General features: G+C 42.0%; 22 protein-coding genes. 10 read left to right on the top strand and 12 right to left on the bottom strand.

Features of this window, described 5'->3' with window-relative positions; genetic code table 11:
* Positions 1-3 precede the first annotated feature (3 nt).
* The 5 genes from HWQ23_RS18550 (at position 4) to HWQ23_RS18530 (ending at position 3,208) form a co-directional block, all read left to right on the top strand.
* Positions 4-342: a ribulose bisphosphate carboxylase small subunit gene (locus HWQ23_RS18550; RefSeq protein ID WP_292830881.1), complete on the top strand. Its 339-nt coding sequence runs from the start codon at positions 4-6 to the stop codon at positions 340-342.
* 207 nt (positions 343-549) lie between these two features.
* On the top strand, positions 550-1,176 hold the full coding sequence (locus HWQ23_RS18545) for a GDSL-type esterase/lipase family protein (RefSeq protein WP_292830878.1): 627 nt from the start codon (positions 550-552) through the stop codon (positions 1,174-1,176).
* 61 nt (positions 1,177-1,237) lie between these two features.
* The gene (locus tag HWQ23_RS18540) at positions 1,238-1,465 is read left to right on the top strand and encodes a type II toxin-antitoxin system Phd/YefM family antitoxin (RefSeq protein WP_292830875.1); all 228 of its coding nucleotides are present in this window, start codon (positions 1,238-1,240) and stop codon (positions 1,463-1,465) included.
* The gene (locus HWQ23_RS18535) at positions 1,462-1,842 is read left to right on the top strand and encodes a type II toxin-antitoxin system VapC family toxin (RefSeq protein WP_292830872.1); all 381 of its coding nucleotides are present in this window, start codon (positions 1,462-1,464) and stop codon (positions 1,840-1,842) included. The genes HWQ23_RS18540 and HWQ23_RS18535 overlap by 4 nt, the downstream gene beginning before the upstream one ends.
* Before the next feature lie 91 nt (positions 1,843-1,933).
* Positions 1,934-3,208 (top strand): ribulose bisphosphate carboxylase small subunit, encoded by a 1,275-nt coding sequence (locus HWQ23_RS18530; RefSeq protein WP_292830869.1) that lies wholly within the window; start codon positions 1,934-1,936, stop codon positions 3,206-3,208.
* 123 nt (positions 3,209-3,331) lie between these two features.
* On the opposite strand, the gene HWQ23_RS18525 is transcribed toward HWQ23_RS18530, so the two are convergent.
* A complete protein-coding gene (locus HWQ23_RS18525) occupies positions 3,332-4,084 on the bottom strand; it encodes a hypothetical protein (protein ID WP_292830866.1) in 753 nt (250 codons plus the stop codon).
* Between the two features lie 415 nt (positions 4,085-4,499).
* A complete protein-coding gene (locus tag HWQ23_RS18520; protein ID WP_292830863.1) occupies positions 4,500-4,898 on the bottom strand; it encodes a hypothetical protein in 399 nt (132 codons plus the stop codon).
* Between the two features lie 714 nt (positions 4,899-5,612).
* Here HWQ23_RS18520 and HWQ23_RS18515 point away from each other — a divergent pair.
* Positions 5,613-5,951 (top strand): hypothetical protein, encoded by a 339-nt coding sequence (locus HWQ23_RS18515; protein WP_292830860.1) that lies wholly within the window; start codon positions 5,613-5,615, stop codon positions 5,949-5,951.
* 59 nt (positions 5,952-6,010) lie between these two features.
* Here HWQ23_RS18515 and HWQ23_RS18510 read toward each other — a convergent pair whose 3' ends face one another.
* The 5 genes from HWQ23_RS18510 to HWQ23_RS18495 form a co-directional block, all read right to left on the bottom strand.
* Complete coding sequence (locus HWQ23_RS18510; protein ID WP_292830857.1) at positions 6,011-6,397, bottom strand: DUF2358 domain-containing protein; 387 nt, start codon at positions 6,395-6,397, stop codon at positions 6,011-6,013.
* 78 nt (positions 6,398-6,475) lie between these two features.
* A complete protein-coding gene (locus tag HWQ23_RS18505; RefSeq protein WP_292830854.1) occupies positions 6,476-7,039 on the bottom strand; it encodes a leucine zipper domain-containing protein in 564 nt (187 codons plus the stop codon).
* A gap of 115 nt (positions 7,040-7,154) precedes the next feature.
* Positions 7,155-7,337: an aminoglycoside adenylyltransferase domain-containing protein gene (locus HWQ23_RS33465; protein ID WP_365741907.1), complete on the bottom strand. Its 183-nt coding sequence runs from the start codon at positions 7,335-7,337 to the stop codon at positions 7,155-7,157.
* 81 nt (positions 7,338-7,418) lie between these two features.
* Positions 7,419-7,568: a hypothetical protein gene (locus tag HWQ23_RS18500; RefSeq protein ID WP_292830851.1), complete on the bottom strand. Its 150-nt coding sequence runs from the start codon at positions 7,566-7,568 to the stop codon at positions 7,419-7,421.
* 77 nt (positions 7,569-7,645) lie between these two features.
* The gene (locus HWQ23_RS18495) at positions 7,646-8,320 is read right to left on the bottom strand and encodes a HupE/UreJ family protein (protein WP_292830848.1); all 675 of its coding nucleotides are present in this window, start codon (positions 8,318-8,320) and stop codon (positions 7,646-7,648) included.
* A gap of 551 nt (positions 8,321-8,871) precedes the next feature.
* On the opposite strand from HWQ23_RS18495, the gene HWQ23_RS18490 reads away from it, so the two are divergent.
* Positions 8,872-10,689: an endonuclease gene (locus HWQ23_RS18490; protein WP_292830845.1), complete on the top strand. Its 1,818-nt coding sequence runs from the start codon at positions 8,872-8,874 to the stop codon at positions 10,687-10,689.
* Positions 10,690-10,819: 130 nt separating this feature from the next.
* Here HWQ23_RS18490 and HWQ23_RS18485 read toward each other — a convergent pair whose 3' ends face one another.
* A complete protein-coding gene (locus HWQ23_RS18485; RefSeq protein WP_292830842.1) occupies positions 10,820-12,571 on the bottom strand; it encodes an ABC transporter ATP-binding protein in 1,752 nt (583 codons plus the stop codon).
* 283 nt (positions 12,572-12,854) lie between these two features.
* The gene (gene fraI, locus HWQ23_RS18480) at positions 12,855-13,505 is read right to left on the bottom strand and encodes a septal nanopore formation protein FraI (RefSeq protein WP_292830839.1); all 651 of its coding nucleotides are present in this window, start codon (positions 13,503-13,505) and stop codon (positions 12,855-12,857) included.
* 418 nt (positions 13,506-13,923) lie between these two features.
* On the opposite strand from fraI, the gene galE reads away from it, so the two are divergent.
* Positions 13,924-14,928, top strand: coding sequence for a UDP-glucose 4-epimerase GalE (gene galE, locus HWQ23_RS18475; RefSeq protein ID WP_292830836.1), 1,005 nt, complete (start codon positions 13,924-13,926; stop codon positions 14,926-14,928).
* Positions 14,929-15,085: 157 nt separating this feature from the next.
* Here galE and HWQ23_RS18470 read toward each other — a convergent pair whose 3' ends face one another.
* Together HWQ23_RS18470 and HWQ23_RS18465 are read right to left on the bottom strand one after the other, a co-directional pair.
* Positions 15,086-15,763, bottom strand: coding sequence for a hypothetical protein (locus tag HWQ23_RS18470; protein WP_292830833.1), 678 nt, complete (start codon positions 15,761-15,763; stop codon positions 15,086-15,088).
* Entirely contained in the window at positions 15,738-16,985 is a 1,248-nt protein-coding gene (locus HWQ23_RS18465; RefSeq protein WP_292830830.1) for an urease accessory protein UreH domain-containing protein, read from the bottom strand. The genes HWQ23_RS18470 and HWQ23_RS18465 overlap by 26 nt, the downstream gene beginning before the upstream one ends.
* A 363-nt stretch (positions 16,986-17,348) precedes the next feature.
* Between HWQ23_RS18465 and HWQ23_RS18460 the strand changes: the two genes are divergently transcribed.
* On the top strand, positions 17,349-17,846 hold the full coding sequence (locus HWQ23_RS18460) for a helix-turn-helix domain-containing protein (protein ID WP_292830827.1): 498 nt from the start codon (positions 17,349-17,351) through the stop codon (positions 17,844-17,846).
* 114 nt (positions 17,847-17,960) lie between these two features.
* A complete protein-coding gene (locus tag HWQ23_RS18455; protein WP_365741930.1) occupies positions 17,961-18,407 on the top strand; it encodes a transposase in 447 nt (148 codons plus the stop codon).
* Between the two features lie 20 nt (positions 18,408-18,427).
* Here HWQ23_RS18455 and HWQ23_RS18450 read toward each other — a convergent pair.
* Positions 18,428-18,725 (bottom strand): transposase (locus HWQ23_RS18450; RefSeq protein ID WP_292830825.1); only part of this gene is annotated, 298 nt, incomplete at its 5' end.

Below are 18,725 nucleotides of genomic sequence, written 5' to 3'. Positions count from 1 at the left end.
GCTATGCAAACTTTACCAAAAGAGCGTCGTTACGAAACCCTTTCTTATCTGCCCCCCCTGTCTGATGCTCAAATTTCCAAACAGATCCAGTACATTTTGAATCAAGGTTACATTCCAGCGATCGAGTTTAACGAAACTTCTGATCCTAAAGAATTCTATTGGACAATGTGGAAGCTACCTTTGTTTGGTGCTAAATCCACTCAAGAAGTATTGAGCGAAGTTCAAGGATGCCGTTCTCAATTCAACACCAGCTATATCCGGGTTGTGGGTTTTGACAACATCAAGCAGTGCCAAATTCTCAGCTTTCTTGTTCACAAACCCAACAAAGCTAACAAATACTAAAGTTAGCAAGCTTTGAGTAATTGGTTTATCCCCATAGGAGAGGTAGAATTATCTGCCTCTCCTATTTACTAGATTTGTTTTGAAACGCAGAGGAACGCATTCGCAAAGCGTCTGTCTGCGACACGCTGCGCGAACGCAGAGAAGGAAAACGCAGAGGAACGCAAAGGGACGCGGAGTTATTCTCTACGTTTTTTAATAAGGTAATAAATGGAATTGCAGCATCTACCGGAAGTAAGAATTTGCTTTGTTGGCGACTCTTTTGTTAATGGTACTGGCGACCCAGAATGTCTTGGTTGGACAGGCAGAATATGCGCTAATGCTAATAAAAAAGGCTATGATATCACCTACTATAATTTAGGGATTAGGCGAGATACTAGTACTAATATAGCAAAGCGTTGGTTACAGGAAGTATCACTTCGCTTACCCAAAGAATATGATGGCAGAGTTATATTTTCCTTTGGATTGAATGACACAACAGTAGAAAATGGTAAAACTCGCGTGGATTTGGCAGATTCAATCAAAAATACGCGTGAAATTTTAAGTGAAGCCCAAAAGTTGTACCCTGTGTTGATGGTTGGTTCTGCGCCATATGCAGAACAAGAAAACCCTCAAAGGAGGCAGAGAAATATCGATTTATCTAAAGAGTATACTTTGATTTGTAATCAATTAAATGTACCTTATTTAAATGTTTTTCCGATATTAGAAAAATCAAACATCTGGATAAATGAGGCAAAAGCTAATGATGGTGTTCATCCTCAAGCAAGCGGTTACGCAGAATTTGCCCAAATTGTAGAAAATTGGGACGCTTGGTTAAATTGGTTTCCTTTAATTTAATCGAGAATTCAAAGTTAGGATAGTGGTAGCACTTTAGTCTTTCTATCCAAAGGTAATACTTATGCAGCAAATTACTCTCGCTGAAGCATCTCAAAACTTACCTGAGTTGATTGAAGCAGCACTCAGTGGTGAGGAAATTATTATCATCAAAGATAATCAACCTGTTGTGAAGTTAACTCCTGTGTCGGCAGTTAAACACCGTCCTAAGTATGGTAGTGCTAAAGGACTTGTAACAATATCTGATGACTTTGATGTACCGCTCGAAGATTTTAAGGAATATATGGAATGAGGCAACTACTAGACACTCATACTTTTATTTGGTTTGTGATGGGTGATCCAAGAATCAGCGTTAGTTTGCGCTCGCAAATTGAAAATAATGATAATCTACTGAGTATTGCTAGCGTTTGGGAAATGGCAATCAAGCACAGCATTGGTAAACTCAGCTTTGGTTTGCCTTTTAATGAGTTTATCCAACAGCAAATAATTAGGAATGGTATTGAATTCTTGCCAATCACCATAGACCACGTTGCTGTTGTTGCTACACTACCTTTACATCACCGTGATCCATTCGACCGACTTTTAATTGCACAGTCGGTAGTTGAAAATATACCTGTATTGAGTGCTGATAAAATTTTTGATGCATATCCAATTGGGCGTATATGGTAGATAGCGCTCCTTTTCTACCAAAAGATAAATAAACACTAATCACCAAAAAAACTTAACATTACTTTAAGCACTGCTAGGCAAAGATAATTTTATGGGTTACTACATCGCTCCCCGCTTTCTAGACAAACTGGCTGTCCACATCACCAAAAACTTTCTAAAGCTTTCTGGTGTGCGAGTTCCCGTGATTTTGGGTATTCACGGACGCAAAGGAGAAGGCAAAACATTTCAATGTCAATTAGTCTTCGAGAAAATGGGTATCGAGGTAACTAACATCTCTGGCGGCGAATTGGAAAGTCCAGATGCAGGAGATCCAGCGCGGTTGATTCGGCTGCGCTATCGGGAAACAGCAGAACTGATCAAAGTACGCGGCAAAATGTGCGTACTGATGATTAACGATTTGGATGCGGGTGCTGGACGCTTTGATGAAGGCACTCAATATACTGTAAATACGCAGTTGGTGAATGCCACACTGATGAATATTGCTGATAATCCCACAGATGTGCAGTTGCCTGGAAGCTATGATTCCACACCTTTACGTCGTGTGCCGATTATTGTCACAGGTAATGATTTTTCCACCCTCTATGCACCGTTAATTCGGGATGGACGGATGGATAAATTCTACTGGGAACCAAACCGAGATGACAAGGTGGGAATTGTCAAGGGGATTTTTGAACCGGATGGACTCTCACAGAAGGAAGTTGAACAGCTAGTTGATACTTTTGTGAATCAGTCCATTGACTTTTTTAGCGCTTTGCGATCGCGCATTTATGACGAACAAATCCGCAACTACATCCATCAAGTAGGCTTTGAGCGGGTATCCTTAAGTGTGGTTAACAGCGTTGAAGGGCCACCAGAATTTAAAAAGCCAGATTTCAGGCTGTCTCACTTAATCGAGTCTGGCAACTTCCTCGTTGGTGAACAAAAACGGGTGGAAAATTCCCATTTGGTTGATGATTACAACCGACTCAATCGAGGTAGAAATTCTCAATCTCCACCACCTGCGGCTGTAACACCAATTAATCAGCCGTTAAGGAATAGCGGAACTCAAGAAGTAAAAACTAATGGATTCGAGAAACAGGAAATATCGAGTCCACATTTAACCCTAGAGACACAAGGACAAATTCGGGAACTCTTGTCTCAAGGTTACAAAATTAGTATTGAACACGTAGATGAGCGCCGTTTCCGCACAGGTTCTTGGCAAAGTTGTCTAAATAGCCACATTGATAGCGAGTCTGATGCAATTTCAAATTTGGAATCAACTCTGGCAGAATATAAGGGTGAGTATGTGCGCTTGGTAGGTATTGATCCAAAGGCGAAGCGGCGGGTAGTAGAGACGATTATTCATCGTCCGCATGGGAAAAATTAAGAGTAGATAAATCAGAAACAGCGATCGCTACGCACTACAAATACCAAGAGCGATCGCTTTTGTCAATACTCAAACAATTGGAAAAATATGCTTCCTGAATTTGATAGCTGAATATTAAGCGCTTTACCTACAAGTAAGAGCTGAAGCTGAGTTAACCTTTGTTAAATCGCCACTGAATACTGCTGTGTATTGATAAGGTGATGTACCAGTGCAATTCATAGAATTTGTATTAGCACCACGGGGAGTCCACCATGAGGTTGTTTGCACAGTCAAATTTGCGCCATTCCATGATAGTTTGTTGACAAGTAAAGAGTTAGTTTTTCCATCAGTCGGCTTTTTGGATGATAAAAACGTGGCATAGTTAACCTGGCCATTGGCTGGATTAATCTGGGCTATAACTGCGACTTGTGGCCCGCCTCCGCTACCATAGCTAGACAACCAACGCCCAGTGGCAAAGCGGCGAAAATCATTACCAGTCTGGCTGCCAGTGGAGGAGTAAACGCCATATAAAACATTGCCCCCATCCCAATACAATCCGTAACCTGTACCATCGTCATTTGTTGTTTCGTAATCAGTTCTACACCATGATTTGATACCGCTATTAAAACGGATTGTCACAGGGTTTTTGTTATTAGATGAGACTTGCTGATAACCAATGTAAATGGCTGTATTTCCATTGCTTACTTTCGGGCCATTTTTAGCTTTAATTGTCGCTTCACTATCATTGCAACTGAATGTTACACTATTACCGATAGATGAATTTAGCGTTTGGGCAAAAGCTGGAGGAGCTTTTTGTGTGATTGCTAAATCAGCTACTAATACTACAGATACAGAAAAACATGCGAAATACTTCTGCAATTTTTGAGAAGAAATCATGGTATAAATCTGCCAAGAAAGTGGTAGGGAAAACTTCGTATTACTGTAATCTCTAATCAGAATTTAGCCAAGTAAAATTGTTGAGGCTTGCAGATTGCAGCATTCCCAATATTACGGAAAATGAGATTAAACTACAAAACGCATAAGATAATATGCATGATATGATCTCTGCATAAACCTTCCTAATCAAAGAGCATCAGTGAATAGAAAAAATTGCGTAGGCTTAACCCCTACGGGGAAGCAAGCTAGCAAGAGCGTCTCCTTGGCGCAGCCGAAGGTAGAGAAGAGTTGCCCACCAAGAGTATCGCAGTAGTCAACAACAAATGCTTTTAATGAACAAGTAGCGTTTGCTCATTTTTGATATTCCTTGTTAGAAGGTTTTTTACCTCTGCTTTTTGCCTTGCGCCGTGCTGTACTAAGCGGTTTTAGCATTCTCATTTGATATTTTTGCTGCACTAGCTTTCAGCAGCCGATTTAACCTGCTTTTGCGAACACGTTCACTATCACGAATACCACCCGCCATCTCATATTCGCTGCTGTTTTTGCCATACTTAAAAGCAACGCCCCTGACCATCTTATCTGTAAGATTGCTCAATGTCTTTTCCATCTCATCAATTTTAGTTTTGGAAAAGTCAATCATCGCTAGATCGATGTTATAAGCATCAAGCATAGCGCGTAACTGCTCAATTGATTGAGTTAGATTTTGCAAACCGCAATTATCACCAAAATTCATATTTGAATCAATTGCTTTGAATCCAGCGGATCTCAATTCAGCTTTTTCTAAAACACGAGATGTACGTTTGGCGCGGGACATAGATATATTTGTTAGAGAGGGTTTTAGAACACCAATTCAGCGATCGCAATCTTGGAAGAACTTCTTTACCAACCCTTCTCAAAAGCTTATAGTCAAGTTTGGCTTTCCCTTCCCTGGTAGGAAAGGGGAGTGGGGGGTTAAGTTTTTGATTACTGAATCAATGCTTTAGATTTAGTTTGGCTTAGTAAAGCTGTTTTCTGGTTCAGTAAAATTCATGAATAATTTTATTTATTAAAAAACTAATACAGAAATCTGGGTAATTTCTCTTAACTGGACTTAAACATTTTTGAGAGAAAGAAGGCTCAAGCCCATGCAGGGTAAGGGAATAAACCAAATGCTTCAAAAGAACTGAAGCCCAGAGATATCACAATACGCTTGGGTTAAAAAAAATAGCTTTGTTGGGTTTCGTTCCTACGCAGTTTAAGGTTTTTGGGGCTAACCCAAGCATATTAAGATATATCAATAAACTAAGCAAAACAATATCAAAGCCTTTCTGTATAAAGATTTGAGGCTATTTTTTGGGCAATACAGTTCGGATAAGGTTTTTTGATGACACGCCGCTAATCGCAAAGACGCGATAAATCGCCGTCTTTACAATAATCAGCCCTTTGTAGAGACGGCGATTTATCGCGTCTCTTGCCTTAACCGAACCGTATTCATTTTTTAGGTGTTTTTTGTTCAAGTCCGATTAATTCAGATATTGCACCTGGTTTTTTGGACGATTGCTTTAATGTTAGTGAGGAATGTCGTGATGTTGATGCGGAATGTCGTGATGTTGATGCGGAATGTCGTGATGTTGATGCGGAATGTCGTGATGTTGATGCGGAATATCGCGATGTTGATGCGGAATATCGCGATGTTGATGCGGAATGTCGTGATGTTGATGCGGAATATCGTGATGTTGATGCGGAATGTCGTGATATTAAGGATTTTCAAGAAATAAATTACCACTACTTGTGGGGTGGGCATCTTGCCCGCCCAATAACCAAGGGCGGGCAAGATGCCCACCCCACAATAAATGATTGGGTATTTTTTTTATTTGCAAGTCCCTGATGGTGAATGCCGATTGGGTTAGGGAGGTTAAGGAGGAAATTAGAGCAAACTTTAATTGTTTAGATTTTTGCAGCAAAGAAATGCTGCTTCACCACGTCTAAGCGTGAACAATTCCAATAATCGATATGGGAGACAATCAAACCATCAGAGTTAATACCTAATTCACTCCACCCAGGAATGGAGATGCGTGGCTTCCAGGGGAGAGGAGTATTCCAGCTGAGTGTCCACTCAGTTTTTATTGTGTCTTCTAAACGTTGAATATTATGTAAGTCCATCTTGGAATCTAAAAACCAAGTTTGGATAAAATTAATCATTTCTTTGTAACGTTTAACACCATGAAATTTATTCAGGGGGTCTTGAAAATAAACGTCTGGAGCGTAAATGCTGTAAGTTTGATTTACTGGGAATCTTTGATAGTCTTCTTTGAGGATTTCAATGATATCCATAATAAATAGATATATCTTCTGTAAATTGGTTTGATATGGAAATGTGGCACGGAGATAAATGCCTATTAAAAATTTAAATCAACCCTCATTCCATAGGCGTTCTAACTGACGCCGCCAAACAGCTAGAACTTCTTCTCGCGCCTCTGAGGTTTGATTTATATCGCCCATTAATCCTTCTGCGTAAAAGCGTTCCAAGCTTTGCATAGTAGCTTGCAGAGATTGTCCTTGTTGTTTTGCTGCCTGAATAATTTGCCGGATGCGGCTTTGAATTAATCGATTAAAGACATTATCTAATCCAGCCTGATGGAGAGATACAAGTCGGTTGATTGCATTGGACAAATCTGGACTCACTAAAGTGCCACTGTCATGTTGAAATACCCCCCAAATTACTCCTTCAGATAAAGCGTAACGTACTTCCTGAGTGTCATCAAAGTTGGCTTCTAGGAACTGTCCTAAAAAGGGTTGCCCTGACTCTGCGGGTATAATAGGCAGTAAAACTCGCAGCCAAGTATTATCTTCAGAAAGCAGAACCAACAGCCGAAAAGTAGAAGTGTCTACTTGCCACGATCCAGGAGCGATCGCATTAATCGCCGAGGTGTCAAATAATTCTGTTAGCGTACCCGCAATTTCTTCAGGTGTCATAAGCCTTTATTTATTTAGATATAGCCTCTAGATTAGCGCAGAGGTGGATCAGCTTATTCACTAGAATGCTATCTACTAACTGTTTTCTCTTGAAGATGCCTGTTCGTTACATACATTAATTACCAGCCCGGCTGACTTTGCTGCGATAGGAGGAACCGTGCCGAATTTCGCGAAGGTTGATTGCCTCTTGAATAAGTTGATGCCACCTTGGTGGAAGATGCACCAATCCATATCGACCAGCCTGATTTTTTGAGAGGATTTCATCCTCTCTCAACGCGTAATAACAACAAATAATCATTTAACACTGGACGAATACATTTTGGGATGCGAGTATCCATACTTCACTGCATAAATTTTTGTTGTTCAAAAGTAGTCAGAACTAAAAGTCAATCATAGCTTGCACAGAGGCTTCAAGTAAACCCGCTTCTACTGGGCGTTCTAGCACGCTGCGGGCGATCGCTTCATTCTGTTGAATGGCTTGAGCTAAGGTGGTGGCTTGCTGGACAATTTCCAGCAGTAAATCTAACAACGAACACGCAGTGGGGGCGCACAGCTAAGTGTACGCCCCCACAAATGAATGTATTCCACTGAATTGAAGTATGTGATTTAAATTATCAAATTGCTCAAAAACACGATACCGATCGCACAGAAAGCGAAACCAGCAATGCTCATTTTTCCAGGTAAAATTCGGTTGATCTCTGCCATAGCGATCGCACTACCTATTTCTCTGGCACTCATGGCAACTACAAACAGAGTTAAGCTAATGCCTAGTATATAAGCAACTAGTGGGATTATTCCTGCCCCAATGATAGATTCAGCATTAGCGTAACCCTGAAATAAGCCAGCACTGATGCCCACCAAAGCAAGTACCATAAAGTTTGGTTGATTTGGCATCATCAGCATAGTACCAAAAAGGATGGCAGAAATGGCGATGGCTATTTCTGTGCCTGGAAAATTTAGCTGAAATAAATGAATGACAATACCCAAGACTGCTGCTAAGACAAAATATCTCACTATCACAGCGCCACGAACAAACGCAGATGAGAGTAAGCCAATAGCAAGGATACCAACTAAACAATCTAAGCTAATTACTGGATCTGCTAGTCCCCAGAGAAAGCCTTCCCAACAGTTAGAGATGGTATAACGATCTGGTGTTCCACTCAATGAACTCAGTAAGCTAATTAAAATTAGAGCTGCGATCGCTCCAATATGCCGATGCATTAGCTTTGATCTATAAAGTTCTCCTGATGCACGGGGTTCTGATAATTTAGTTCTGAACATCACGATATGCCAAATTAGTTTTTCCGTAATTTATACTACCCACATACCAAAAAAAACTAACGTAGTCATGACGCTAGATTACACTCGTACAGTTTGGCAAAAACCTAGCTAGCATCTTAAACCAAACAAGGAGCTTAAACCCCTTGTTTACAGCAGTTTTCATTTATTTAAACCATATTTATTGTAGAGACACAGCAATCAATACTCTTCGGTTAAAAATATTTGTAGGTTGGGTTGAGGCAATGCGTTACCCAACAAAGCCCTGATAATGTTCGGTAAGGGACTTCCAAGAAATAAATTACTCAAATAAACGAACCACAGAGGCACAGAGAACACAGAGGAATAAGGAGGAGAGAGTTATGAGCAACATTTGACATTCAAGACAGTATTTATTCGACCGCAAATTTATTTTCAAAGTGTAGTCACGATTTCCTTATATCCTGGTATTTCTTCTCAGGTGGAATGCTCACCTTTACCTAAGTTAAAACTTCTCTTAACTGAATCTATAAGGAAAAAGACTAATCTAGAAAATACATTCATTGGAAGAGAGAATGAAATTGATCAAATTGCTAGTAGTTAGTATTGCTCTCATCTTCTTTGCATGGATTAGTCCCCTACAAGCTAGTCCAATAGCTCAATTGCCAAATCCTTCACCTTTAGTTGCCCAACGTGAAACAACATCTTTGAAAAATTCACAGGATATATTGACTGTTGCAACTTTTAATGTGGAGAATTTAGACCCAAAAGATGGACGCTTTGATAGTATTGCCAAAATTATTGCCAATAATTTGAATGCACCAGATGTGATCAGTTTAATTGAAGTTCAGGATAACAACGGGCCAACCAATGATAACGTTGTTAGTGCTAACCAGACTTACCAAAAACTGATTGCTGCGCTCAAAAATATTGGTAGTCCAGCATACAGCTTTGTGGACATTCCACCCAGCGATGATCAAGATGGTGGAGAACCTGGAGGTAATATTCGTGTCGGTTTATTGTTTCAACCCAGCCGGATAACTCTAGCAAAATTGCCCAGAAAAGGCGGTTCATTAGATGCTGTAGCTATTACTCAAGGTTCAAATGGTGTTGACCTTTCGCTTAACCCAGGTCGGATTGACCCGACGAATAATGCTTTTGATCAAAGCCGTAAGCCACTGGCGGCAGAATTTATATTTAACGATCAAAAAGTGTTTATCATTGCTAATCACTTTATTTCCAAGCTTGGAGGTTCTCCCAGCGATGCTCAACGAGTCGAACAAGCCCAAATTGTTAATGAATTTGTAGCGCAACTACTAGAAGTTGACCCGGAAGCCAAAGTAATTGTATTGGGTGATTTAAACGATTTACCAGATTCCCTACCTCTGAAGACTTTGAAGGGTAACATTCTGGAAAATCTGACGGCTCGTTTACCTGTTAGCGATCAGTTTAGTTACAAATTTCGGGGAAATCCTGAACTTATTGACCATTTGTTAGTCAGTGAAAATCTTTCTCGTGTTGCTCAACCGGAAATTGATATTGTTCATGTCAACGTGGGCTTTAGTAAACCTGTCAGCGACCATGATCCGGTGATTGCAGCGTTTACATTACCTGCTAACCAGTCTACCTCTGAAACCATCCCTGCGGTTAGCCAACCTACTCTTGCAAGTGATTCGGCGATTATATTGCCTCAATTATCTAAAGTGCCTCTAGTTAAAGAACTAGCTAAGGAGTATACGCCTAGCAAAACTTTGAATTATGATCGGGCAAGAGACGAAATGTTTGGCATTATTGACAACCAAGCAGGTATTGTGACAGACATTTATGCTAGTTACCCAATTCGTTTAATTGGCAATGGCGATCCTAGTCAGGAAGCTGACAAACTAGGTCTGAATACTGAACATGTTTGGCCACAAAGTAAAGGAGCTAACAAGGGTAATGCCCAAAGTGACCTTCACCATCTTTTTCCTGCACGAGAAGATGTTAATAGTGAGCGAGGCAATAAACCCTTCGATGATATAGCTGACACAAGTACTAAGAAATGGTATCGAAATGATATTGTTCAATCTACAATTCCTAGTAGTGCAATTGATGAGTTTAGCGAATCAGCATCTTCTAAATTTGAGCCTAGAGAGAAAGTAAAAGGGGATATAGCCAGGGCAATTTTTTACTTTTATACTATCTATCGGGATCAGGCTAAGAAAGTAGAGGAAAATTACTTTCAGAATCAGCGTCAGACTTTGTGTAAATGGAATCAGCAAGACCCCCCAGATATTACTGAAATAGAACGCAGTCATGCGATCGCTAAATTTCAAGGTAATGACAATCCATTCGTGCTAGATGTCACATTAGCAGAACGGGCATACTGTAATTTCTCAAACGGTAGTGTTTGAGAATGGTTGTTTTATTTAGTAGACATCTCTAGAAATTAAATATGCGTTAACCAGAACCCTTGTAGAGACGTAGCACTGCTTGTAGAGACGTAGCACTGCTACGTCTCTACATTCTTTTTCACGCCTATGTCTAGTGGAGTAAATCTTCAACTTGATGCTGGCTCCACAAAGTTCTGTACAAACCCGGTTGTTGCAGCAGTTCTAAGTGATTGCCTGTCTGAACAATTTTTCCCTTCTCCATCACAAGAATTCGGTCAGCTGCCGCCGCCGCCGATAATTGATGGGTAATGAAAATTACTGTTTTGCGTTCAGTATCACTAGAGAGATTTTTGAGGATTTGCGTGGCTGTTTGATTGTCCACACTAGAGAGGGCATCATCCAAAATTAATACTGGAGCATTGATCAGCATTGCCCTAGCCAAGGCAGTACGTTGTCGTTGACCGCCAGAAAGAGTAATACCGCGTTCACCAACAATAGTTTCATATTGCTGTGGGAAATTGTTAATTTCTGATTCAATTTGGGCAACTTGAGCCGCAGATTCTACCTGCTTTTGTTCGCTAATTGGATCACCGTAGCGGATATTATTTTTAATTGTGGTGCTAAATAGAAAGCTATCTTGAGGAACATAGGCGATCGCACCTCGTAAAGAAGCCAAAGCGATTTTAGTAATATCCACCCCATCTAAAAACAATTGTCCTGATTCAATATCCAACAAGCGCGGCAAAGCATTTGCCAAAGTGGATTTTCCCGAACCAATTGCCCCAACAATGGACACCGTTTCTCCCGGAGCAATGGTAAAGTTAACATTTGCTAAAGCTGGAGTAGTGGAACCAGGGTAAGTATAGGTGAGATTTTTAGCTGTCACTTCCCCTTTAAGTTCAGCCACTGGTAGATGTATAGCATCGGCTGTGTCTTGAATTTTCGGTGTGACAGAGAGAATAGATTCAAGGCGGTCAAGACTAACTTCACCGCGTTGGTAGGCAGTAATTGTGAATCCTAAAAGGGCTGTGGGGAAAACTAGACGCTCTACATAAATTAACAGTGCTAAAAAGTCGCCAACCTCAAGCGTCCCAGAAGACATCCGCGCCGCCCCTAGCCAGATGATTACCAGCGAACTGATATTAGCTAGCCCGCCAATTAGCGGAAACAGCGTATTTCGGCTTTTTGCCAATTCCAAGTTAGCCGCTAATAGCTGCTGATTTTTCTTAGCAAAGGCTCGACGCTCGTTTGCTTCTTGGGCATAGATTTTAATTAAGGCAATGCCACTGATATCTTCTTGGATGAGTCCGCTGATCTCAGAAAGTTGCTCTTGGACTTTTGCTTGTTGTTTGCGTAAGCGATCGCTAAACAGTGTCACCAACAAGAAAATAAAAGGGTACACTGCCAGAGCGGCTAGTGTCAGATCAACACTAATCGTCAGCATTACTGGCAGTGTCAGAGTGTAGGCAAACACGATATTTGCCAAACTCAAAACCGCAAAACCCAATAACCGCTTAATATTGTCCACATCACTGGTAGCCCGACTAATCAAATCGCCAGCACTATTACTGGCAAAATAAGCCGGCTCCAGCTTGAGTAAGTGTTCAAAAATCCGTTGTTTCAGGTCAAATTCCACCTGACGCCCCACCCCAAATAGCCAAATACGTGATGCCATCCGCATTAGCCACATCGCTGAACTGAGCAAGACAATGATCACTACGTAATGTAGTATTTGGTTCCAGACGAAGGTTGTGGAGAGTTTGTCAACACCAGCACGAATCAACCAAGGGATATAAACGCCTAGTGCGTTGACAGACAACAAAGCGAGAATCCCTAAGGACGTTTCTCGCCAATGGGGTCTTAGGTAAGCAATGAGTTTAGCGATTCGCCGATATTTTGCCATTAAAGCAATTTTGCAACTTTATCATCCTAGATTAACTGCTAGTCCCAGAAGGCAGCTATGTAGAGGAAATATCGCTTTTAATTTAGGCTTTTGTTACCTCTTTCAACTGCATAGCTATTGCCGTTCCCTTTCGCTGAGAGCCGAATGGTACGTCTACTCAAACTTTTGGTGTTCTGGCGGCAATCACAGCCTTAATTAAAACAGCTACTAGTACCGCTACCAGTGGGAACGCGGTACTAGAGGGTGGCATTGTGACCTTTTTAGTTTTTCTTTTTTAAGTTGATTACCGTTGAACACGCATGAACCTGTAAATTTCAACGAGATAACTTTCCCAAGTTCTTGTTGTCAATTGCAACGTTTGGGCATCCGGTACAAAATCTTCAAGTCGTAAACCGCGTGTGCGAATATCTTGAAGATTTCCTTGTAATAAGTAGGGAGGCACTCTCAAATTATAAGAAAGAATGCGATCGCCCGTCACATCTGAGATGTTCGCTGTGGTGGTTTGTTGCCCTAATGCTACCAGTGTCCCAGTTGGTGCAGCACTTGCTACATAGGTTTCACCTGTCATTGCTAGAGGTGCGCGATAAAGGAAATAGGCGACTGCTGGTGTACTTGCCAACAGCAAAATCGTCAGTGCCCAACCGATCAAGTATCCTCCTGGTTTCTCTATCCCACCTCCTTTGATTTTTTGAGCTGCAAAAATCATCAGTAGAACAGAAGCTCCTAGAGGCTTGAGTGGAAAAGAAAGCATCCTCCACAACGACGCCACAGCTGGTTCATTGGGGTTAAGAAATGATAGGGCTACGATTACCAATATAACGACTAAGATTAATCGCCCTACAAAACTTCCAGAGGGATAAAATCGCTGGAACAGAGAATATACGATAGTGCCAATCAGCAGCCACAGCAGTACCCGGCTTAACAATAGAAACATAGATTAACTCTCAAATTTTCTGGTGGGGTGAGCCAGTGTGGTGGTAAGACAGTTTGCTTGGATTGGGGTTTAAACGCCACTTCTTCAACCGGGAGAACCCCGGCGGCAGTGGCTCCCCAAGAGAAACTGCCGTGCATGTCCCTGTATAAAACAACTAGCGACTTCTTAGCGTTAGCGACGCTAGAAGCGTCACCCGTAAGGGTCAACCTAGAGGTTTCGGGAAATGGATTTATTTGATGGTCAAATTGTAATCGCACTGTTTGACTTAAAATATTTCAAACCTCACACCCAAAGACTACCGTCGTAGTGATTTTAGTGCAATTTTTTGCTACTGCGTCTATTATTTATAATTTTCCACAAGAGTAATGTGGCACCGGTAAACTAAATTAATTGAGTAATCCACTCAAAAGGAAAAACTATGTTGCCTGGAAAGCCTAGCATTTTGGTAACGGGGGGAGCCGGATATATTGGTTCTCATACAGTGCTTGCTTTGAAGCAAGCGGGTTATAACGTTGTCATCCTTGATAATCTGGTCTATGGGCATCGTGACCTGGTAGAAAGCGTTTTACAGGTAGAATTGATAGTTGGGGATACAGGCGATCGCGCCCTACTAGATCACCTATTTAAAACCCGCGATATTGCTGCGGTGATGCACTTTTCTGCCTATGCCTACGTAGGAGAATCGGTGACTGACCCGGCCAAATATTACCGTAATAACGTCGTTGGTACTTTGACTCTGTTAGAAGCGATGCTGACGGCATCTGTAAAGAAATTTGTCTTTTCTTCTACTTGTGCTACCTACGGGGTGCCGGAATTTGTGCCGATTCCAGAAACCCATCCCCAAAATCCGATTAATCCTTATGGCGCTACAAAGCTGATGGTAGAGCGGATTCTCTCTGATTTTGATGTTGCTTACGGTTTCCAATCAGTGCGTTTCCGCTATTTTAATGCTGCTGGTGCTAATCCCAGTGGCTTACTGGGCGAGGATCACAACCCAGAAACCCATTTGATTCCTTTAGTGCTGATGACAGCTTTAGGCAAACGAGAATCCATCTCAATTTTCGGCACCGATTACCCCACGCCCGATGGTAGTTGTATTCGCGATTATATTCACGTTAACGACTTAGCAGATGCCCATATTTTGGGATTGGAATATTTATTAAAAGGTGGCGATAGCGAAGTTTTTAATTTAGGTAATGGCAGTGGCTTTTCTGTCAGAGAAGTAATTGCAGCGGCCGAAGAGGTAACAGGACTTTCTATATTAGTAGAAGAACGCGATCGCCGTCCTGGCGATCCTCCAATTCTGATTGGCACCAGCGAGAAAGCCAGAACAATCTTAGGCTGGCAACCTGAGTACCCATCCATCAAAGATATTGTCGCTCATGCGTGGCAGTGGCATCAAAAGCGACATAATTCGATTTGATCGCATTCAGCCTGGCAGATAGAGTTTGACCTGATTCCTAAATTATTAATTGTAGCTTCAGCCAAGCGATCGCATTGGCATTTTAGAGCCAGAGGACAAGGGGGACAAGAAAGAAAAATTGCTCCATTGTCTCCCCCCACTCCCCACTCCCTACTCCCTACTCCCCATTCCTCCTCATACTTTGCATGACGACAAATAAGATACCGATAAATCCGAGGATTGGAAGTGCGATCGCCCAAACTGGTAATTTCTGAGATTCACCCTCTGCTAAATCACCATTGACATTTCGCAGGTTTCGTGTGTTTTCTGTAGACCCACCTGCCACAGTAACTTCAAATTTGAACTTAAAGGGTTTGAATCTTGCCCCAGAGATTGGTTTACCATTTAGTTGCAACTCATAAATACCTGGCTTGGGAAAGACAACTTCTGCACCTGGGATGCCTTGATAACGCTCAACTGCCACAGGTTCTAACGCTGGCTCTATGAGTGGTGGCTCTCCGGCTGCATAGGGTTTGGCATAAACAGCCAACCGACAATTACATTGTGCTAAGGGAATCACCTTTCCACCTCTGCGGGTAAGTGCAAACCAGGCTTGGCTTGGTTCTTCAGCACTGGGATTATCATTTGGTTCAATGTGCAGGGTGCCACCGACATCTCCAGCTACTTCCACTTTATGAGCAGCAACAGGGTAAACATTAGTTATTGATATAACTAAGGAACTCAGGAATAATAAATACTTCATTGTTCCTTTGTTTAGGTAATGTCTCTGTTTTTGACTCGTTGGGATTGAGCCAAAAAACAAAGATGATTTACCGCGATTTGGTTGGCGGGACATAAAACTTTTCTACGGCTAACTTTGACCAAAAAAAGCGCGATCGCACTAGCAAGACACCGAGGGTAACAATTACCATTAGTACTGTCGCTAATTTATTTCCCCAAGTTGATTGCAACGAACCCAGGTAATGGGAACCAATCAACACAGTATGAATGGCACTCAAGAGCAAGGCTGGCACACCCAATAGATGAATCTGTCGCCAACGCTTGCCCAAAGATTTCTGCAATGATTCCCAACTCGTTAAAGCGGCGGGGGACATTAATACCAATGCTACAGCACCCGCAGCCATACCCCACTGAAATTCTGGCGGCATAAAATCAAAGGCGGCAAAATTCCATTGCAATGAGTGTTCGATCATGTGGGCGGTGTGAACCACAGAAAGCACAAAAGATCCCACTCCCAAGCCCCGGCGGTAACGCAGTGGTGAAGCCCACAAGCCACTAATGGGACGCGCAATTAACGCCAAGATTAAGCAGATCAAGGCGGCGTGTCCGGTGTAATCTACCATTGTGTCACCAGTCCGCAACAAGGTGATCACGCCAATAATCAGTGTCACCCAACCGCCTAATCGGAATAACTGACTGCGCCTGTCTTTACTTACCAATGATGTGGAAACGCCTACGCCTAGCATCGTCGGCAGGGTTCCCAAGCCAAAAGCCAGCATAATTGCCCCACCCATCCATAAATTGCCAGTTTCAGCAGCTTTAATTTGGGCTGCATACAGGAAACCACAGGGCATTAAACCCCAAGTCATCCCCAAAAGCATTGGTGTCCACCATTTGGCTTTTAAGGAAAGCTTAACCATTCCTCTGCTGAGGCGATCGTGTAAACTACCTTGCAATAGAGGATGTAATACGGGAATGCGCGGCAGCAAATCGGGTTTTACTTGTCCTAAGCCAAACCAAATCAGCATTATACCAGTCAGAATTGCCATCCAACGCCGGAAGTCGCTGCCAATACCCGCTAGCTGTCCACCTTGCAGCAATACCGAACCTAGCGCCCCAATGCCAGCACCGACTAGAGCATAGCTTAACATCCGCCCCAGGTTTAGTAGGATATGAAATTTTAATTGCTGTTGCCAAGTGTCGGACTTTTCTGAGGATGATGTCTGTTTCGGCTGATGAGACAGAGAAAACGCCACCGTTAGCGGGCCACACATCCCAAAGCAGTGCCCAAAACTCCCCAGGAAACCCACGATCGCGATCAGCAAGAAATCTACCATAAAAAAAGTCCTGAGTTCTGAGTCATGAGTCCTGAGTGTCAGAATAAAGATTTTAAAGAAGTAATAATATAATTCTTTTCTTCTTTGCTCAGTACTCAGCACTCCTCTAGTGGGGCACTGTAAGTGAAGTTGCGATCGCTGTCAAAAGACGAACTGTCAAACTTGATGTTTACTCTAGCAAAGAAAGCCTGGGTGTAAAACTTCCTACACACAAGCTTCTGAGAGCCACTGCTGCTTACCTTCTGGCGCGGGAGTGGCTTTTATTGCTTTTTGGATAAATGTAATCACATAGGTTTTAATTAATACCAATTCTCCATGAAGATGCACTAAATTAATAGAGGAATAAATTAAGGATGCAGGGGCATGGGTAATCAGTTTCGGGTGGAAGTGCGCGAGAGTAGTGAAGAATTACAACACCGATTGCGTCATGCGGTAACTGCTGCAACGAAAGAACGAGTACAAATGCTCTACTGGGTGAAAACTCAAGCGATCGCAACAAGGCAGGAACTGTCGCAACGATTAGGACGAGATGAATCAACAGTGTATCGCTGGTTGAAACGATATCAGCAAGGCGGAATCAATGGATTGCTTGAAGTCAAAACACCTCCAGGGAAGTCAAGTGTAGTACCAGCAAATGTCATGAGCCAACTTCACGAACGTCTAGGTCAGCCTCAAGGATTCAAGAGCTACAGCCAAATCCAAGAATGGCTGACTCAAGAGTGCAATATTATTGCTGCGTATAAAACTGTACATAAAATTGTGCGTTACAAACTCAATGCCAAATTGAAAGTACCCCGTCCGCGCAGCGCAAAAGCGAAACCTGAAGTCCAAGAAGCCTTTAAAAAAAACTGCCAGAAATAATTCAAGTGTTGCTGCGCTATTTGGGGACAGATCAACAAGTACGGTACTGGTGTGAAGATGAAAGTCGTTTAGGGCTTAAAACTTTGACAGGTCGTACAATCACTCTCAAAGGGGATAAAGATAGAAGGTATTGTTGGTTGGCAACGAAAAAACTTTTATCTGTATGGTCTTGTTGAACCAGCAACAGGAGATAGTTTCTTTTGGGAATTTTCTCACTTGGATGGTACGTGTTTTCAAGATTTTTTAAACCTTTTCTCAAAAGCATACCCTGACGTATTGAATTTGGTTCAGATGGACAATGGCAGCTTTCACAAGTCCTTGGATTTAAAATGGCCTGATAATGTTATCCCCATTTTCCAGCCACCAAATAGCCCTGAGTTGAATCCTATAGAACGCTTATGGGAACACATCAAGTACGAATTGTCCTGGGAACATTGCACAACTTTAGATCAGTTAAGACAGAAGTTAAAACAAGTTCTTGATTCCATCTCATCCGAAGCGATCGCCTCCATTTGTGGATGGGATTACATCACCTCCGCTTTATTAAGTGCAACTTCATAGAGAATTGGTATAATACCAATTTAATATGAGGCTGCATAGAAAAGAGCTTCTAAAATAAAGTTATAAGAAGAAACAGACATTACCTGCTCAAATGTAAGTTGCTCGAACAATTGCTGTATGCGCTCGCGTAAATTTTGTAGAGAAGAAAATAGTTCATTTTTGAGCGATTTTTTGAGGAACTGCCAAAGCCTCTCAATCGGATTAAGTTCGGGAGAATGAGGGGGTTGAAGTAAAGGAATAATATTTTCTGGCCAGCGAATGGCAGAACTGGTATGAGCGGGAGCTTGGTCGATCTGTAAAATTGCATAGTCGCTACCT

Source organism: Nostoc sp. JL33 (genome assembly GCF_017114985.1).
Taxonomy (GTDB): Bacteria; Cyanobacteriota; Cyanobacteriia; order Cyanobacteriales; family Nostocaceae; genus Nostoc.
This window is presented reverse-complemented; position numbering and strand designations above follow the sequence as displayed.

Bases quoted from the DNA above. Each gene is read 5' to 3' on its own strand.
- HWQ23_RS18550 (WP_292830881.1), top strand. From the start codon at position 4: ATGCAAACTTTACCAAAAGAGCGTCGTTACGAAACCCTTTCTTATCTG.
- HWQ23_RS18545 (WP_292830878.1), top strand. From the start codon at position 550: ATGGAATTGCAGCATCTACCGGAAGTAAGAATTTGCTTTGTTGGCGAC.
- HWQ23_RS18540 (WP_292830875.1), top strand. From the start codon at position 1,238: ATGCAGCAAATTACTCTCGCTGAAGCATCTCAAAACTTACCTGAGTTG.
- HWQ23_RS18535 (WP_292830872.1), top strand. From the start codon at position 1,462: ATGAGGCAACTACTAGACACTCATACTTTTATTTGGTTTGTGATGGGT.
- HWQ23_RS18530 (WP_292830869.1), top strand. From the start codon at position 1,934: ATGGGTTACTACATCGCTCCCCGCTTTCTAGACAAACTGGCTGTCCAC.
- HWQ23_RS18525 (WP_292830866.1), bottom strand. From the start codon at position 4,084: ATGATTTCTTCTCAAAAATTGCAGAAGTATTTCGCATGTTTTTCTGTA.
- HWQ23_RS18520 (WP_292830863.1), bottom strand. From the start codon at position 4,898: ATGTCCCGCGCCAAACGTACATCTCGTGTTTTAGAAAAAGCTGAATTG.
- HWQ23_RS18510 (WP_292830857.1), bottom strand. From the start codon at position 6,397: ATGGATATCATTGAAATCCTCAAAGAAGACTATCAAAGATTCCCAGTA.
- HWQ23_RS18505 (WP_292830854.1), bottom strand. From the start codon at position 7,039: ATGACACCTGAAGAAATTGCGGGTACGCTAACAGAATTATTTGACACC.
- HWQ23_RS33465 (WP_365741907.1), bottom strand. From the start codon at position 7,337: ATGATTATTTGTTGTTATTACGCGTTGAGAGAGGATGAAATCCTCTCA.
- HWQ23_RS18495 (WP_292830848.1), bottom strand. From the start codon at position 8,320: ATGTTCAGAACTAAATTATCAGAACCCCGTGCATCAGGAGAACTTTAT.
- HWQ23_RS18490 (WP_292830845.1), top strand. From the start codon at position 8,872: ATGAAATTGATCAAATTGCTAGTAGTTAGTATTGCTCTCATCTTCTTT.
- HWQ23_RS18485 (WP_292830842.1), bottom strand. From the start codon at position 12,571: ATGGCAAAATATCGGCGAATCGCTAAACTCATTGCTTACCTAAGACCC.
- fraI (WP_292830839.1), bottom strand. From the start codon at position 13,505: ATGTTTCTATTGTTAAGCCGGGTACTGCTGTGGCTGCTGATTGGCACT.
- galE (WP_292830836.1), top strand. From the start codon at position 13,924: ATGTTGCCTGGAAAGCCTAGCATTTTGGTAACGGGGGGAGCCGGATAT.
- HWQ23_RS18470 (WP_292830833.1), bottom strand. From the start codon at position 15,763: ATGTCCCGCCAACCAAATCGCGGTAAATCATCTTTGTTTTTTGGCTCA.
- HWQ23_RS18465 (WP_292830830.1), bottom strand. From the start codon at position 16,985: ATGGTAGATTTCTTGCTGATCGCGATCGTGGGTTTCCTGGGGAGTTTT.
- HWQ23_RS18460 (WP_292830827.1), top strand. From the start codon at position 17,349: ATGGGTAATCAGTTTCGGGTGGAAGTGCGCGAGAGTAGTGAAGAATTA.